Origin of the sequence: Streptomyces sp. NPDC001843 (assembly GCF_042891955.1) — a bacterium.
Lineage (GTDB): Bacteria > Actinomycetota > Actinomycetes > Streptomycetales > Streptomycetaceae > Streptomyces.
This window is the reverse complement of record NZ_JBIATQ010000011.1, coordinates 159,784-176,435: the sequence shown is the minus strand read 5'-3', so window position 1 is coordinate 176,435 and position 16,652 is coordinate 159,784. Positions and strand designations below refer to the sequence as shown.

Here is a 16,652-nt window from a genome sequence, read left to right as displayed (position 1 = left end):
TTGCGCGTACTGCTGACCGGACACCAGGGATACCTGGGAACCGTCATGGCCCCGGTCCTCGCCGCCGCCGGGCACGAGGTCGTCGGACTCGACTCCGGCCTGTTCGCCGACAGTGTCCTCGGCCCGGCACCCTCCGACCCGCCGGGACACCGGGTGGACCTGCGTGACGTCACACCCGAGCACGTGTCCGGGGTGGACGCCGTCATCCATCTGGCCGCGCTCTCCAACGACCCGCTGGGATCGCTGGCGCCGGAACTCACCTACGACATCAACCACCACGCGTCGGTGCGCCTCGCCCGGCTGGCCCGCGAGGCCGGAGTGCGGCGCTTCCTGTACGCGTCGACCTGCTCGGTCTACGGCGCCGCCGGCGGTGAGGACCTGGTGGGCGAGGACGCCCCGCTGCGCCCGGTGACGCCGTACGCGGAGTCCAAGGTGCGGGTGGAGGACGACCTGCACGAACTGGCCGACGGTGACTTCACCCCCGTGTTCATGCGCAACGCCACGGCCTTCGGCTACTCGCCCCGGCTGCGTGCCGACATCGTGCTGAACAACCTGGTGGGCCACGCGCTGCTGTCCGGCGAGGTGCTGGTGATGTCCGACGGCACCCCCTGGCGCCCGCTGGTGCACGCCGTCGACATCGCACGGGCCTTCACGGCCGTGCTGACCGCGCCGCGCGAGGCGGTGCACGACCGGGCGTTCAACATCGGCAGCGAGACCAACAACGTCACGGTCGCCGAGATCGCCGAGCAGGTCGCCGAGGCGGTGCCCGGCTCCAAGGTGGTGATCACCGGGGAGACCGGCGCCGACCCGCGGTCGTACCGGGTGGACTTCTCCCGGTTCCGCGCGGCGATCCCGGGCTTCGACTGCGAGTGGACGGTGAAGCGGGGCGCGCTCGAACTCGCCGACGCCTACCGCGCGCACGGGCTGACCCAGGAGGACTTCCGGCAGCGCTTCACCCGCCTCGCCGTGCTGCGCGCGGCGTCCGAGGCCGGCACCGTCGACGACACCCTGCGGTGGCGCCGGTGACCACGCATGTGGAAAGAGGTGCCGGCGAGGAGATGTACGCCCTGGTGGAGCGGCTGTACCCGCTCTGCCGGAGCATCACCGGCGACGGTGTGCGCGCCACCCTGGACATCGTCGGCGAGTACGTCCCGCTGCAGGTGCACGAGGTGCCGACCGGGACGCAGGTGCTCGACTGGACGGTGCCGCAGGAGTGGAACATCCGGGACGCGTACATCGCCGACCGGGCGGGCAACCGGGTCGTCGACTTCGCCGCGTCCAGCCTGCATGTGCTCGGCTACAGCGTGCCGGTGGCGAGGACCATGCCCCTGTCCGAGCTGCGCGCGCACCTGCACACCCTGCCCGACCAACCGTCCTGGGTGCCGTACCGGACCAGCTATTACAAGCCGGACTGGGGGTTCTGCCTGGCCCAGGAGACCCTGGACGCGATGCCGGACGGCGAGTACGAGGTGCGCATCGACTCCACGCTCGCCGACGGCCACCTCACCTACGCCGAGCACGTGGTCCCGGGTCAGGTCGCCGACGAGGTGATCGTCTCCTGCCATGTCTGCCACCCGTCGCTGGCCAACGACAACATGGCCGGCGTGGCGGTGGCGACGTTCCTGGCGCGGGAGCTGGCGCGGCGGACGCCGTACTACACCTACCGGTTCGTCTTCGCGCCAGGCACCATCGGCGCGATCACCTGGCTGGCCCGCAACGCGGAAAGGGTCGAGCGGGTCAAGCACGGGCTGGTGCTGGCCTGCGCCGGCGACCCGGGATCGTTGACGTACAAGCAGAGCAGGCGCGGCGACGCGGAGATCGACCGGGTGCTGCGGCATGTGCTGACCGCCTCCGAACGACCGCACCGCATCACGGAGTTCACTCCCTACGGCTACGACGAGCGGCAGTACTGCTCGCCCGGGTTCAACCTCGGTGTCGGCTCGCTCACCCGTACCCCGTACGCGGGCTATCCCGAGTACCACACGTCGGCGGACAACCTGGACTTCGTCTCCCCGGAGGCGATGGCGGACACCCTCGCCGTCTGCCGCGAGGCGTTCGCCGTCCTGGACCGCAACCGGCGCTACCTCAACCTCAGCCCCTACGGCGAACCGCAGCTGGGCCGACGCGGGTTGTACGACGCGCTCGGCGGGCGCAGCGACACCAAGCAGGCCCAGATGGCCATGCTCTGGGTGCTCAACCTCTCCGACGGCGAGCACAGTCTGCTGGATGTCGCCGAGCGGTCCGGGCTGCCGTTCGACACCGTCGCCGACGCGGCCGGCGCCCTGCACGAGGCAGGGCTGATCAAGACATGACGTCGATGCCCGTCGAGGGGGAGAACCCGCAGACCGTGGCGCCACCGGCGGTATCCGCCAGGCGGGCCCTCGTCGGCCGGCTGTCCTGGGGGCTGGCCGACCAGGCGGCCTCCAGCATCAGCAACTTCGCGGTGGGCATCTACGTGGCCCGCTCGCTGGGGGTGACCGCGTTCGGCGTGTTCAGCCTGGCCTGGGTGACCTACGGCGTGGTGCTGAACGTCTCGCGCGGCCTGTCCACCGACCCGCTCGTGGTGCGCTTCAGCGGTGTGCCGGAGGCGTCCTGGCGGGGGGCGGTGGCCCGGTCGACGGGTACCGCGCTCGGCGTCGGTACCGCCATGGGTGTGACGTCCGTGGCGGCCGGGCTGGGTCTCGGCGGCCGGCTGGGGCCCGCGTTCGTCTGCCTGGGCGTCATGCTGCCGGGGCTGCTGCTGCAGGACGCCTGGCGGTTCGCGTTCTTCGCCGCGGGCAACGGGCGGAAGGCCTTCCTCAACGACATCGTGTGGTGCGTGGCGCTGGTGCCCGCCATGGTGCTGGCGGCCCACGTGGACACCGTGGCCGCCTTCGTGCTCGCCTGGGGCGCGTCCGCCGCGGTGGCCGCCGCGTACGGCTGCCTCCAGTCCGGTATCCGGCCCCGGACGGCCGGCGCGCGCGGGTGGCTCCGCGAGCAGCGCGACCTCGGCTACCGGTACCTGGTCGAGAACGTCAGCCTCAGCGGCGCGAGCCAGCTGCGGGCCTACGGGCTCGGCGCGATCGTCGGGGTCGGCGCGGTGGGCGCGGTGCGGGGCGCCGAGCTCCTGATGGGCCCGTTCCTCGCCGTGCTGATGGGACTGTCCCTGGTCACCGTCCCGGAGGCGGCACGGGTACTGCGGCAGGCCCCGCACCGCCTCGGCCCGTTCTGCCTCCTGCTGGGCGGCGGACAGGCCGCCGGCGCGCTGCTCTGGGGCGGGACGCTGCTGCTGACGCCGGACCGGCTCGGCGAGCTCGTGCTCGGCGGAGTCTGGCACTCCGCCGCGCAGCTCATCGTGCCGATCACCCTCGGCGTGGCGGGCGCGGGCCTCGGCACCGGCGCGGCGGCCGGGCTGCGCGCGCTCGGCGCGGCCCGGCGCAGCCTGCGCTGCCAGCTGTTCGCCTCCGCCTGCTATGTCGGCGGCGGGCTCGGCGGGGCGGCCGTCGCCGGCACGGTCGGCTCGGCCTGGGGCGCCGCTGCCGCGACCGTCAGCGGCTCGGCCGTGTGGTGGCTGCAACTGCGGTCCGCCCTGCGCGAGCGGCACCACAACTCCGTTCCCGAAGTGAGGACCTCATGACCGACCGTCCCAGGCTGAGCATCGGCCTGCCCGTGTACAACGGCGAGGAGTACCTGGCCGAGTCGCTCGACGCCCTGCTCGGCCAGACCTACGAGGACTTCGAGCTGGTCGTCTCCGACAACGCCTCGACCGACGGGACCGAGGACATCTGCCGCAAGTACGCCGCGCAGGACTCGCGCATCCGGTACCTCCGGCTCCCCCGGAACGTCGGCGCCACGCCGAACCACAACTACGTGTTCACCCAGTGCCGCGGCGAGCTGTTCAAGTGGGCCTCGCACGACGACCTCTACGCCCGCGATCTGCTGCGCGCCTGCGTCGAGGCGCTGGACGAGCGGCCGGACGTGATCCTCGCGCACGCCGACCAGGCGGTCATCGACGGCGACGGCCGGGTGAAGGTCCCGTACGAGTACACGCTCGACACCGGCTCACCGCACGCGCCCGCGCGCTTCCGCAGCATGCTGTTCGAGCCCGGCGGCGACGACTTCTACGGGGTGATCCGGGCCGCCGCGCTGCGCCGGGTGAAGCCGATGGACAGCTACCACCACGCGGACCGCACGTTCGTCGCCGAGATCGCCCTGCACGGGCGGTTCCACCAGGTCCCGGAACTCCTGTACTTCCGCCGCGACCACCCCACCCGCGCCGAGCGGGCGAACCCGTCCAAGCGCGCCCGGTGCGTCAACCTGGACCCGCGCCGGGCGGGCCCGCTGCACCCGACGCCCCGGCTGCTCGCCGAGTACGTCCTGGGCTTCGTCTCGGCGATCCGGCGGGCGCCGTTGTCCCCGGCCGACCGGCGTGAGTGCTACCGCCACCTGGCCGCGTGGATGACCAGCCGGGTCCGGCCTGGCGCCGGTGAGCGGGTCGAGGACCGCGCCCCGGTCGACCCGGCGAAGCTCACCGTCTCCGTCGACGCCCTCGTCGCCGGACGTGAGGGGAGGCAGGCGTGACGGCAGCGGGCAGCGCGCCGGTGCGCGTCGGGGTGTTCGGTCTGCTCGGTTCCGGCAACCTCGGCAACGACGGGTCGCTCGAGGCCGTGCTCGGATACCTCCGTGCCGAGCACCCGGATGCGGTCGTGGACGCGTTGTGCGGCGGACCCGAGGCGGTGACCGCCAAGTTCGGCATTCCCGCGACGCGGTTGCACTGGAACCGCGCGGAGTACCGGACCGCGTCACGGGCGGGCGCGGTCGCGTCGAAGGGACTCGGCAAACTCGTCGATGCCTTCCGCACCGCCGCCTGGGTCCGGCGGCACGACGTGGTCATCGTGCCGGGCATGGGCGTCCTGGAGGCCACGCTGCCGCTGCGGCCGTGGGGTTTCCCGTACGCGCTGTTCCTGCTCTGCGCGAGCGGCCGGCTGCTGGGCACCCGGGTCGCGCTGGTCAGCGTCGGCGCCGCCGGGATCCGGAGCCGTCCGACCCGGGCCCTGGTGCGCTGGTCGGCACGGCTCGCCGCGTACCGGTCGTACCGCGACGCCCAGTCCCGCGACGCGATGCGCGCGATGGGTGTGGACACCGCGCGCGACGAGGTCTACCCCGACCTCGCGTTCTCCCTGCCGGCACCACGGTCGAGCGCGCCCACCGGCACGCCGGGTCCCGTCTGCCTCGGCGTCATGGACTTCCACGGAGGCAACGACGACCGCGCCCGGGCCGAGGAGATTCACCGGCGCTACCTCGACGGGACGATCACGTTCGTCCGCGCGCTCGTCGAGGAGGGCAGACCGGTCCGGCTCCTCACCGGTGACCAGTGCGATCTGTCGGTGGTCGCCGCGATCCTCGACGCCGTCGACTCACCGCTGGTCACCGCGGCCGAACCGGCCTCACTGGCCGACCTGATGAACGAGATGGCGGCCGCCGACGCCGTGGTGGCCGTCCGCTACCACAACCTGATCTGCGCGCTGAAGACCGGAACGCCCGTGCTCGCCCTGTGCTACGCGGCGAAGAGCGACGCGCTCATGGACCGGATGGGCCTCGGCGCGTACTGCCACCCGGCACGCGAGGTCGACGCCGACCGGCTGCTCGAACAGTTCCGGGACCTGGAGAAGAACGCGGCGGAGGTGCGGCAGACCCTCACCGAGCGAAACCGGGTCGCAGCCCGTCAACTCGCCCAGCAGTTCACCGCCTTGACCACGACCCTGTTCCCGGCGCACACCCACGCCCACGCCCACGCCCCGCGGAAGGCTCCATGAAAGCGACCGCAGTCCCCGAGATCGCCGGAGCGTACCTGTTCGAGCCGACGCCGTACGCCGACGAACGCGGCTTCTTCTGCCGCACTTTCGACGCCGACGTGGTCCGCTCGGTGGGGCTCGACCCGGACGCCTTCGTCCAGGACAGCCTGTCCCGCTCGGTCCGGGGCGTGCTGCGCGGTCTGCACCTGCGCTCCGGCGCCGGCGAGGCCAAGCTGGTGCGCTGCTCGTACGGCAGGATCTTCGACGTCGTCGTGGACCTGCGGCGGGACTCGCCGACATACCTGGGCCGGGCCTTCTTCGAACTGTCCGGCGAGACCCAGGTGACCCTGTACATCCCGGCGGGTTGCGCCCACGGCTTCCAGGCGCTGACCGAAACCGCCGACACGTCGTACCGGATCGACCGCCCGCACGATCCGGCCGAGGACGTGACGATCGCCTTCGACGACCCGGAGCTCGCCATTCCCTGGCCGCTGCCGGTCACCTCGATGTCCCAGCGGGACCGGGCGGCGCCGAGCCTCGCCGAGGTCCTGAAGCACGAAGACAGTTAGAAAGTTGAGGTCGGTGTGGACACCGTAGACACCGCGGCCACCGCAGAACTCCTCCTGCCCCGCTCGCGCATGGCGAACGAGCGGCTGCACGCCCTGATCCCCGGGGGCGCGCACACCTACGCCAAGGGCGACGACCAGTACCCCGAGAACCTGGCGCCGGTCATCAGTCACGGCCGCGGTGCCCACGTGTGGGACATCGACGGCAACCGCTACGTCGAGTACGGCTCCGGCCTGCGGTCGGTCAGCCTCGGTCACGCCCACCCACGCGTGACCGAGGCGGCGCGGCGGGAACTCGACCGCGGCAGCAACTTCGTCCGGCCGTCCATCGTGGAGGTCGAGGCCGCGGAACGCTTCCTGGCCACGGTGCCGACCGCCGAGATGGTGAAGTTCGCGAAGAACGGCTCCGACGCCACCACCGCCGCGGTGCGCCTGGCACGCGCCGCCACCGGACGCCCACGGGTGGCCATCTGCGCCGACCATCCGTTCTTCTCCGTCGACGACTGGTTCATCGGCACCACGCCGATGTCCGCCGGCATTCCGGCGGCGGCCAATGAACTCACCGTGGCGTTCCCTTACGGGGATCTGGCCGCCACGGAGGAGCTGCTCACCCGCTACCAGGACGAGGTCGCCTGCCTGATCCTCGAACCCGCCACCCACACCGAGCCGCCGCCCGGGTACCTCGAGGGCCTGCGCGAACTGGCCGACCGGCACGGCTGCGTCCTGGTCTTCGACGAGATGATCACCGGCTTCCGCTGGTCCGAGGCAGGCGCCCAGGGGCTGTACGGCGTCGTCCCCGACCTCTCCACGTTCGGCAAGGCGCTGGGCAACGGGTTCGCCGTCGCCGCGCTGGCCGGGCGCCGCGAGCTGATGGAGCTGGGCGGGCTGCGTCACTCCGGCGACCGAGTGTTCCTGCTGTCCACCACGCACGGTGCCGAGACGCACTCCCTGGCAGCCGCGATGGCCGTGCTCACCACCTATGTCGAAGAGGGCGTCACCGCGCGGCTGCACGCCCTCGGCGAGCGGTTGGCCGCCGGTGTCCGCGACGCCGCGGCCCACATGGGCGTCGGCGACCACGTCCTGATCCGGGGCCGGGCCAGCAACCTGGTCTTCGCCACCCTCGACGAGAACCGGCAGCCGTCGCAGCCCTACCGCACCCTTTTCCTGCGCCGGCTCCTCGCGGGCGGGGTGCTGGCCCCGTCGTTCGTGGTGAGCAGCGCGCTCGACGACGCGGACATCGATCACACCGTCGAGGTGGTGGCCCAGGCATGTGCGGTGTACCGGAAGGCACTGGAGTCCGGGGACCCCACCCCCTGGATGGCCGGACGACCGGTGAAGCCCGTGTTCCGCCGCCTGGCGTGACGACGTGACGTGACGTCAGTGACGCTCCCGCAGACCGGCGTCGTCCGTCCGCTCGGCGAGCCGGTCGGCCATCCGGTCGACGAGCCACGCGGTCGCCGGTGTCACCGCAAGCGCGGTGCACCAGCCGCCGAGGACGTCGGTCGGGTAGTGCGCGCCCAGGGCGACCTCCGCCCAGCCCATGGCGGCGCCGGCGACCAGCGCCGCGGCGAGCACGAGTGACGTGCCGAACGTCCTGTCCAGGCCGGGCCGGCCGGTGGCGAGCAGCGCCACCACGAGGGCGAGCGTGGTGAAGAAGGCTGTGTGCCCGCTCGGATAGGACAGGTTGCCGGGGCCGTGGATGGTACGTCCCACCACGTGCTTCAGCAGGGTCGTCGTCCCCACGCCCACGGCGGCGCCGGCGACGAAGAGCGCCGCCGCGCGGGGACGCCGCAGCAGCAGACAGCACACCACGATGGCCGCGACCAGCATCGTCGATCCGGCGGGCTCTCCCAGGAAGTCCAGGACCAGGGCGACATGCCGCCAGGTCCCCTGGACACTGTCCTCCGTCGGCAGGACGAACCACCTGTCCACCCTGCCGGGCTCGCTGTGCCCGGCGAACAGGACCCCGAGCACACCGACCACCACCGCGGCGACGACCGCGGTCGCCCCGAGCCACCCGCGAAGCGACGGAGGCAGCACCGGGGGCGCCGACCGGCCGGTCACACGCCCACCGCGTCCGGTCGCCCCGCCCGCCGCACACCGTCGCAGACCATCCGGCAGATGCGATGCACCCCCACCCCGTCTCTGCCTGCCACCCTAACCAACAGCGCGGTCGCGACACACCGCCGTCGGAAAGTTCTACCCGGTCCCGGTTCCGTTCCCGGTGCCGTCCGGCAGGAGGGCCTCGACGGCGCGCTCCACCTCCGAGATGCGTTCCGCGAACCCGGCCATGTCGGGTTCCGCCCTGTTGCGCAGCAGCAGCTCGATCTGCTCGAGCCGCTCGGTGATGTCGGTGAGCCGGTCCGCCTCTCCCGTCCCCGCGCGTATCGCCAACTGGCGGTTCTTGCGGTGCAGATCGAGAAACACGTTGACCTTGGTGCGCAGCACCCACGGGTCGATGGGCTTGGCGATGAAGTCGGCGGCTCCGATCGCGTATCCCCGGTAGGCGTAGTCCGAGCCGCTCTCCGTGCCGGTCACCAGAATGATGGGCACGTGTTTGGTCTGGTCGAGGCGCTTGATGTTGGCTGCGGTCTCGAAGCCGTCCATGCCGGGCATCCGGACGTCCAGGAGGACGACGGCGAACTCCTGGCGCAGCATCGCCTTCAGCGCCTGCTCCCCCGAGCGCGCGCGGACCAGGTGCTGATGCAGCGGGCTGAGTACGGCTTCGAACGCGATGAGGTTCTCCTCGATGTCGTCGACGAGGAGGATGCTGCACGTGTCGACCGGGTTGGGGCTCATGGCGCGTCCTCGGACGGTTCGTCGGCAGAGTCGTGCGCGGCCGGCTGCTCATCGGCGACGCCGCGGTCGTGCGCCGGTGCCGGGGAGTCGCTCTGCGGGTCGAGCAGATCGCAGATGACCGACAGCAGGCGGTCGACGTTCACCGGCTTGGGCACGTAGCCGTCGGCGCCGCTGTCGATCGCCTTTTCCCGGTCTCCGGGCATCGCCTTGGCGGTGAGCGCGATGATCGGCAGGTGGGCGAGACGAGGGGTGTCCCGGATGATGCGAACGGCCTCGTAGCCGTCCATCTCCGGCATCATGATGTCCATCAGGACCAGGGAAACGTCAGGGGACCGCTCCAGGACCTCGAGACCCTCCCGGCCGTTCTCCGCGTACCGCACGGTGATGCCGACCCGGCCCAGCGCGTGCGTGAGGGCGAAGACATTGCGGATGTCGTCGTCGACGATCAGGATGCGACGGCCCGCCAGGGCGCGGCCGGGGCGCCCGCTGAGCCATTCCTTGAGTCGGGTCGTCTCCGGCCAGGTCTCCTCGCGGTCCTCGGCGGTCCCCGTGCCTGCCCTGCCCGCCGGGTCGTCCGTGAGGCCGCCCGGAGCCAGGACGTCGGCGCTGCGGCTCCTCGCACTGTCGAGCACATGCTCGGGCGACGCGTCCCCGGCGACTTCCGCCGCCGGTGCCAGGGTCTCCACGGGCAGCGAAGGCGCGGTGCCGACGGTGTGCCGGGTCGCCGGGCCCTGCCCGGCGACGGCACCAGGGTGACGCGCGGGAATGTAGAGGGTGAACCGCGAGCCGACACCCGGCTCGCTCTCGGCGACGATCTTGCCGCCGAGCATCCCGGCGATCTCCCGGCTGATGGACAGGCCGAGGCCGGTGCCGCCGTACTTGCGGTTGGTGGTGCCCTCGGACTGCTGGAACGCGTCGAAGACCATCGGAAGCTTCTCGGGTGCGATACCGATCCCCGTGTCCTTCACGGAGAACGCGATGACGGCTTCCGCGTTCTTCAGTGTCTCCTCGGCGAAGTCCTTCCCCGGCACCCGGCTGACGCGCAGCTCCACGGTGCCGCTGTGGGTGAACTTCACCGCGTTGGACAGCAGGTTGCGCAGCACCTGCTGGAGACGCTGTTCGTCGGAGTAGAGCTCGGCCGGTACACCCTCGTCGACCGCGATCTCGAAACCCAGACCGCGGTCGATGGTGAGCGGCCGGAAGGTCGCGTGGACGTAGTCGAGCAGCTTGATCAGCGGGAGCACCCGCGGACGGACGTCCATCCGCCCGGCCTCGATCTTCGACAGGTCGAGGATGTCGCTGATCAGCTGGAGCAGGTCCGAACCCGACCGGTGGATGGTGGTCGCGAACTGCACCTCCTGTTCGCCCAGGTGTCCGTCGGGGTTGTCGGCGAGCAACCGGGCCAGGATCAGCAGTGAGTTGAGGGGTGTGCGCAGCTCGTGCGACATGTTCGCGAGGAACTCCGACTTGTACTGCGAGGCGGTCGCGAGCAGGGCGGCCTTGTCCTCCAGCTCGGCGTTGGAGCGCTGGAGTTCGTCCGACCGCTCGCGCAGTTCGGAGGTGAGCCGCTGGGACTCCGACAGCAGCGACTCCGTACGCGAGTTGGCGATGATCGTGTTGATCGAGACGCCGATCGTGTTGACGAACTGGTCGATGAAGGCCAGGTGCACATCGTTGAACTTGCTGAGCGAGGCCAGCTCGATCACTCCGAGCACCTGGTCCTCGAAGAGGATGGGCAGGATGACGATGCTGGCCGGGGCGGCCGTGCCGAGTCCCGAGTTGATGGTGATGTAGTCGGCCGGGACGTCCGTGACGATGATGCGTTTCTTCTCCTGCGCGGCCTGGGCGATCAGACCGCGGCCCGGGGTGCCGGTGCCGGGGAGCGGGCTGCCCCCGCCGGCCTGGTCGGTGGCGTATCCGGCGATGAACTGCAGCCCCTCGCCGGGCAGCGCTCCCGTCTCGGCCAGGAAGAACGCCCCGAACTGCGCGTTCACCAGTGGGGTCAGCTCGCGCAGGATCAGATCGGCGACCTCCACCAGGTCGCGGTGGCCCTGCATGAGCCCGGCCATGCGGGTGAGGTTGGACTCCAGCCAGTCCTTGGCACGGGTGGTCTCGCGGAGGTTGGCCACCATCAGGTTGATGTTGTCCTTCAGCTCGGCGACCTCGCCCTTCGCCTCGACCGTGATGGCGCGGGACATGTCGCCCTGGGTGACCGCGTCGGCCACCTCCGCGATCGCCCGGACCTGGGTGGTGAGGTTCAGGGCCAGCTCGTTGACGTTGGTGGTCAGCCGCTTCCACGTCCCGTAGACGCCCTCGACACGGGCCTGACCGCCCAGCTGCCCCTCGCTGCCGACCTCCCGGGCGACACGGGTGACCTCGGACGAGAACGAGGAGAGCGTGTCGACCATCGTGTTGATGGTGGTCTTGAGCTCCAGGATCTCACCACGCGCGTCCACGTCGATCTTCTTCGACAGGTCGCCCTGGGCGACGGCCGTGGCGACCTGGGCGATGTTGCGGACCTGCGAGGTCAGGTTGTCCGCCATGAAGTTGACGTTGTCCGTGAGGTCCTTCCACACCCCGGACACCCCGCGGACCTGTGCCCGGCCGCCCAGTGATCCCTCCGTGCCGACCTCGCGCGCGACCCGGGTGACCTCGTCGGCGAACGCCCGCAGCTGCTGGACCATCGTGTTCACGGTCTCCTTCAGCTGCAGGATCTCACCGCGCGCATCGACCGTGATCTTCTTCGACAGGTCGCCGTTGGCGACCGACGTGGTCACCTGGGCGATGTTGCGGACCTGCGAGGTCAGGTTCGACGCCATGAAGTTGACGTTGTCCGTCAGCTCCTTCCACACGCCCGAGACGCCGCGGACCTGGGCCTGTCCACCCAGGTTGCCCTCGGTGCCGACCTCGCGCGCGACCCGGGTGACCTCGTCGGCGAACGCCAGGAGCTGGTCGACCATCGTGTTGATGGTCGACTTCAGTTCCAGGATCTCGCCCTTCGCCTCCACCGTGATCGTCTTGCCGAGGTCGCCCTGGGCGACGGCCGTGGCGACCTGGGCGATGTTGCGGACCTGCGAGGTCAGGTTGTCCGCCATGAAGTTGACGTTCTCCGTGAGGTCCTTCCACACCCCGGAGACGCCGCGGACCTGTGCCCGGCCACCGAGCCGGCCCTCGGTTCCGACTTCACGGGCGACGCGGGTGACCTCGCCGGCGAACGCCGACAGCTGGTCGACCATCGTGTTCACGGTGCTCTTGAGCTGCAGGATCTCGCCCCGGGCGTCCACCGTGATCTTCTGACTCAGATCGCCGTTGGCGACCGCCGTGGTGACCTGGGCGATGTTGCGCACCTGCGAGGTCAGGTTCGACGCCATGAAGTTGACGTTGTCGGTGAGGTCCTTCCACACCCCCGAGACGCCCGGTACCTGTGCCCGGCCGCCCAGCTGCCCCTCCGTGCCCACCTCGCGCGCGACCCGGGTGACCTCGTCCGCGAACGCGCGCAGCTGGTCGACCATCGTGTTCACGGTGAGCTTCAGCTCCAGCAGCTCGCCGGTCGCCTCCACCGTGACCTGCCGGGTCAGATCGCCGCGCGCGACCGCCGTGGTCACCACCGCGATGTCACGCACCTGCGCGGTGAGCCGGGAGGCCATCGTGTTGACGGCCTCGGTCACGTAGCGCCAGTCGCCGGCCAGACCGTCCACCGTGGCACGCCCGCCGAGACGGCCTTCGGTTCCGACCTCCTGGGCGACGCGGGTCAGCTCGCCGGTGAACAGCGACAGACGCTCCACCATGCGGTTCACCCCGCTCCCCAAGTGGCGCAGGTCGCCGCGGAGCGGGCGTCTGCCGTCGTGCAACTCGGCGTGCTGGGTCAGATCACCGTCCGCGACGGCGTCCAGTACGCGCGTGGCGTTCATGATCGGGACGGCCAGCGCCTCCAGCAGCGTGTTGGCCGCCTCCACGCTCGTCGTCCACCCTCCCGGCCCCGGACTCGCGGTGACCCGCTCGTCCAGCCGCCCCTGCCGGACCACCTCCCGGCGCACCCGCTCGAGCTCCGCGGCCAGGTGCGCGTTCCTCGTGATGATCCGGTTGAACACGCCCGCCATCTCGGCGAGGACCCCTTCGGACACACACCCCATGCGTACGGTGAAGTCGCCGTCACAGAGTGAGTTCATGGCCGCGAGCAGCGGACGCAGTTCGGTCACGCGCACCCACTCGCCGTCCTCGGCGGGGCCGGGCCGGCCTACGGACCCGGGGCTGGTTGCAGCGGCCCCCCGCTCATGAGGCTCGGCCTCGGCCTCGGCCTCGGGGGCAGCGGAATCGGGCTGGTTGGCAGATTCCATAGCAACACTTTTCCGGAGCAAACATACGATTACTTCCGATTTAGGCTACATTCGTCCCGTATTGTTCGGAAGCGAGCTTGCCGGGGGTCGCCAATGGGGCCGTCCCGTGAACCGCGTGGCGCCACGGCGCGGATACGCGTACCCGCCGACGAGCTCGCGGCCTCGGCGGCACGCAAGTTCCTGCGTGTCGTGCTCACTGAGAGAGCCGCACCGCACTTCCCCGAGGTTCCGACGATCAGCGACCGGTCCGTCGACGATGCCGTGCTCCTCGTCAGCGAACTGGTCACCGGCGCTGTCACACATGCCGGGTTCGAGGTCGAGGTGTCCTGCCGCATCGAGACCCGTTCTCCCTCTCCGACCGGTTCCGAGCAGACCGGGGCCGGGGGCGTGGAAATCGAGGTCGAGGTGCTGGAGCACGGGACCCATGGCTTCCCCGATGGCGAGGAGGGCGAACCGATCCACGTGCGCGGCCCCAGCAGACAACTGCTGCACAACCTGGCCGAGTCCTGGGGTGTCACCTACCGGCGCACCGGGACGGTCACGTGGTTCCGCCTGGAGTGCGCGGTGACGAACCCGCTCGCAACCGCCGGGCAGGGCGTCGCGGTCTCCCCCACCCCGGCGGTCCCGCCGCCGCGCAACCGTCCGGGCCGCAGCGCCCTGTGGGCGGAGCGCGAAGGGCAGTCGTTCCTCACCGAGGCCGGCGAGCTCCTCGCCGGGCAGTTGGACGAGGACATGGTCGCAGCGCTCGCCGGACAGCTCCTGGTCCCGAGGCTCGCCGACTGGTGCGGCGTATGGCTGACCACGGACAATGCCGAGATGCGGCTCTCCCATGTCTGGCACGTGGACGAGCGGCGGATCCGCACACTCCGCCTGGCACTGCAGAAGGACCGTCCTGTCGCCGGACTGAGCACGGCAGGTGTCCCATGGCCCTGGCCCCAGTCCGGAGGCGCCGAGAACGCGGGCGGCTCGGCACTGGCGTTCTCGCTCGTCGCGGGAGGCCGATGCCACGGCACCCTTCTGATCGGCCAGGCGGGACTGTCCCAACTGACCGACGCCGTGGTACGGCTCGCGGAGAACGTGGCCCGGCGCATGGCCCAGTCAGTGGTCACCGCCCGCCACTACGCACGGCAGGTGAGCATCAGCCGGACGCTGCAGCGCAGCCAGCTCCCCACGTCCCTCGCGGCCGTCCCGGGCATCGACACGGCGATCGTCTACGAGCCCTGGGGCGAGGACCAGACCGTGGGCGGGGACTTCTACGACCTGTTCCCGGCAGCGGACAGCCGGTGGTGCTTCCTGCTCGGCGACGTGAGCGGCCATGACGTGGAGGCGATGTCCGTCACCGGTCTGGCACGACACCTGGTAAGGCTGTTGGCACGTGAGGGTCACGGCGTCGCGTCCCTCCTCACCCGGCTGAACCTCGCCCTGGCGGAGGAGGCCGCCGAGGCCATGACGCTCCGCGGCGAGCGGGAGGGCTCCCGCTTCCTGAGCCTGCTGTACGGCGAGTTGGAGCCCGACTCGGTGGCCGGCGGCGCACGGTGCACGGTGGCCAGCGCGGGCCACCCGCCGCCGCTCAGGCTGACGACGGACGGTTCCGTGACGCCTGCCGCGGACCCGCAGATGCTGCTCGGCATCGAGGAGCACGCGGAGTTCCGCGCCGACTCCTTCACCCTGGCGCCGGGTGAGACGCTGCTGTGCGTGACCGACGGTGTGACCGAACGCCGCAGAGGCACACGGCAGTTGGATGACGACGACGGCCTGGCGAAGGTGCTGCGCAAATGCGTGGGGCTCGGCGCGAAGGCCGTCGCGGAATGCGTCCGGCGAACCGTCCACGACTTCAGCACCGAGCCGCTCAAGGACGACCTGGCCGTACTGGTGCTGGAGGCGTTGCCCGCCCCGCGGAGCGCGGGACGGATGGCGACGGCTCTCCCGGGCGGCCGCAGCGGCTGACACCGGCGGGCAGGTGCACTGCGTGCCCCGAGGCCGCGGGGACCTCTTACAACCGTTCGGGCTCCCGAGTCGACGGTGCAGCGCACCCTGGTGACGCGCCCGCGTCCTCGCCGTACGGCCCGCCGCTCTTGGCGCTCACCGCGCCCGACGTTCTGCGGGTGCGCTGACGGGGCCACTCGTCGGTTCTATCCGGCGAACGCGTTGACGCCCGTCAGTTCCGCCGACAGCTCCCACAGCCGAGCGGCCTGCTCCGGGTCGATGGCCCACTCCTTGACACCAGCGCGTTCGTCGCCCTCCACCGCGGGCTCGGCGACGTCGCAGTCCTCCAGGTAGACGCCGCCCATCCCGTCGAGTTGCGGCGAGGTCGCCGCCCACACCTGGGTGGCCGCACCCTGCTGCGGGGTCTTGAAGCCCTCGGGGTTGAGCACGTTGCCGTCCTCGTCGATCCAGCCGCGCTCGATCATCTCCTCCTTGGGCAGATGCCGTTGGAGCGGGGTGATGATGCCTCCGGGATGCAGGGCGAAGGCCCGGACACCGGCATCGCGGCCGAGCTTGTCGAGCTGGACGGCGAACAGGACGTTGGCGGTCTTGGCCTGACCGTAGGCCTCCCACTTGTCGTAGCCCTGCCGCCAGTGGATGTCGTCCCAGCGGATCCCGGAGAAGTGGTGGCCGCGAGAGGAGACGGAGACGACCCGGGCGCCGCCGGGCGCGATCGCGGGCCACAGGCGGTTGACGAGGGCGAAGTGACCAAGGTGGTTGGTGGCGAACTGGGCCTCCCAGCCGGGCCCCACCCTGGTCTCCGGGCAGGCCATGATCCCGGCGCTGTCGATCACGATGTCGATGTTCCGTCCGGAGGCGAGGAACCGCTCGGCGAAGCCGCGCACGCTCTCCAGGTCGCCGAGGTCCAGCTCGTCCAGTTCGACTCCGGAGATACCGGTCAGTGCCTGTTCGGCCGTGTCCGGGCGGCGGGCGGGTACGACCACGTGGGCGCCGGCCGCGACGAGCGACCGGGTGGTCTCCAGGCCGATCCCCGAGTAACCGCCGGTGACAAGGGCGAGCTTCCCCGTCAGGTCGATGCCTCGCAGAACGTCGTCGGCAGTGCTGGTTGCGCCGAACCCGGACCCGATCTTGTGCTGTGCAGTACTCATGCCCGGAACGCTATGGGTTGGAGTGCACTCGAAGTCAAGGAAAACCCCTGAGCCGACCGGGTCGTTGAGCCTCACGGACCA

Annotated in this window: 12 protein-coding genes; 8 read left to right on the top strand and 4 right to left on the bottom strand. The window is 71.0% G+C overall.

Annotated elements, in window-relative coordinates:
- From ACFYZQ_RS26980 to ACFYZQ_RS26950, 7 genes are read left to right on the top strand one after another with little or no spacing between them, the layout of a single operon-like run.
- A complete protein-coding gene (locus ACFYZQ_RS26980) occupies positions 1–1,026 on the top strand; it encodes an NAD-dependent epimerase/dehydratase family protein (RefSeq protein ID WP_389152702.1) in 1,026 nt (341 codons plus the stop codon).
- Positions 1,027–1,058: 32 nt separating this feature from the next.
- Positions 1,059–2,312: a DUF4910 domain-containing protein gene (locus ACFYZQ_RS26975; RefSeq protein ID WP_389153089.1), complete on the top strand. Its 1,254-nt coding sequence runs from the start codon at positions 1,059–1,061 to the stop codon at positions 2,310–2,312.
- Complete coding sequence (locus tag ACFYZQ_RS26970; protein ID WP_389152699.1) at positions 2,309–3,616, top strand: hypothetical protein; 1,308 nt, start codon at positions 2,309–2,311, stop codon at positions 3,614–3,616. The genes ACFYZQ_RS26975 and ACFYZQ_RS26970 overlap by 4 nt, the downstream gene beginning before the upstream one ends.
- Entirely contained in the window at positions 3,613–4,560 is a 948-nt protein-coding gene (locus ACFYZQ_RS26965; protein ID WP_389152696.1) for a glycosyltransferase family 2 protein, read from the top strand. Before ACFYZQ_RS26970 ends, ACFYZQ_RS26965 begins: the two co-directional genes overlap by 4 nt.
- On the top strand, positions 4,557–5,795 hold the full coding sequence (locus ACFYZQ_RS26960) for a polysaccharide pyruvyl transferase family protein (protein ID WP_389152693.1): 1,239 nt from the start codon (positions 4,557–4,559) through the stop codon (positions 5,793–5,795). The genes ACFYZQ_RS26965 and ACFYZQ_RS26960 overlap by 4 nt, the downstream gene beginning before the upstream one ends.
- Positions 5,792–6,343: a dTDP-4-dehydrorhamnose 3,5-epimerase gene (gene rfbC, locus ACFYZQ_RS26955; RefSeq protein WP_389152690.1), complete on the top strand. Its 552-nt coding sequence runs from the start codon at positions 5,792–5,794 to the stop codon at positions 6,341–6,343. The genes ACFYZQ_RS26960 and rfbC overlap by 4 nt, the downstream gene beginning before the upstream one ends.
- Positions 6,344–6,358: 15 nt before the next feature.
- On the top strand, positions 6,359–7,702 hold the full coding sequence (locus tag ACFYZQ_RS26950) for a glutamate-1-semialdehyde 2,1-aminomutase (protein ID WP_389152687.1): 1,344 nt from the start codon (positions 6,359–6,361) through the stop codon (positions 7,700–7,702).
- A 15-nt stretch (positions 7,703–7,717) separates the two neighbouring features.
- Here ACFYZQ_RS26950 and ACFYZQ_RS26945 read toward each other — a convergent pair whose 3' ends face one another.
- From ACFYZQ_RS26945 to ACFYZQ_RS26935, 3 genes are all read right to left on the bottom strand, one after another.
- Complete coding sequence (locus ACFYZQ_RS26945) at positions 7,718–8,404, bottom strand: phosphatase PAP2 family protein (RefSeq protein WP_389152684.1); 687 nt, start codon at positions 8,402–8,404, stop codon at positions 7,718–7,720.
- A 135-nt stretch (positions 8,405–8,539) separates the two neighbouring features.
- Positions 8,540–9,139 (bottom strand): two-component system response regulator, encoded by a 600-nt coding sequence (locus ACFYZQ_RS26940; protein ID WP_389152681.1) that lies wholly within the window; start codon positions 9,137–9,139, stop codon positions 8,540–8,542.
- Entirely contained in the window at positions 9,136–13,308 is a 4,173-nt protein-coding gene (locus ACFYZQ_RS26935) for a HAMP domain-containing protein (protein WP_389153086.1), read from the bottom strand. The genes ACFYZQ_RS26940 and ACFYZQ_RS26935 overlap by 4 nt, the downstream gene beginning before the upstream one ends.
- A gap of 261 nt (positions 13,309–13,569) precedes the next feature.
- On the opposite strand from ACFYZQ_RS26935, the gene ACFYZQ_RS26930 reads away from it, so the two are divergent.
- Positions 13,570–15,423: a SpoIIE family protein phosphatase gene (locus ACFYZQ_RS26930; protein WP_389152678.1), complete on the top strand. Its 1,854-nt coding sequence runs from the start codon at positions 13,570–13,572 to the stop codon at positions 15,421–15,423.
- A 185-nt stretch (positions 15,424–15,608) separates the two neighbouring features.
- On the opposite strand, the gene ACFYZQ_RS26925 is transcribed toward ACFYZQ_RS26930, so the two are convergent.
- The gene (locus ACFYZQ_RS26925) at positions 15,609–16,571 is read right to left on the bottom strand and encodes an SDR family NAD(P)-dependent oxidoreductase (RefSeq protein ID WP_389152675.1); all 963 of its coding nucleotides are present in this window, start codon (positions 16,569–16,571) and stop codon (positions 15,609–15,611) included.
- Positions 16,572–16,652: the final 81 nt, after the last annotated feature.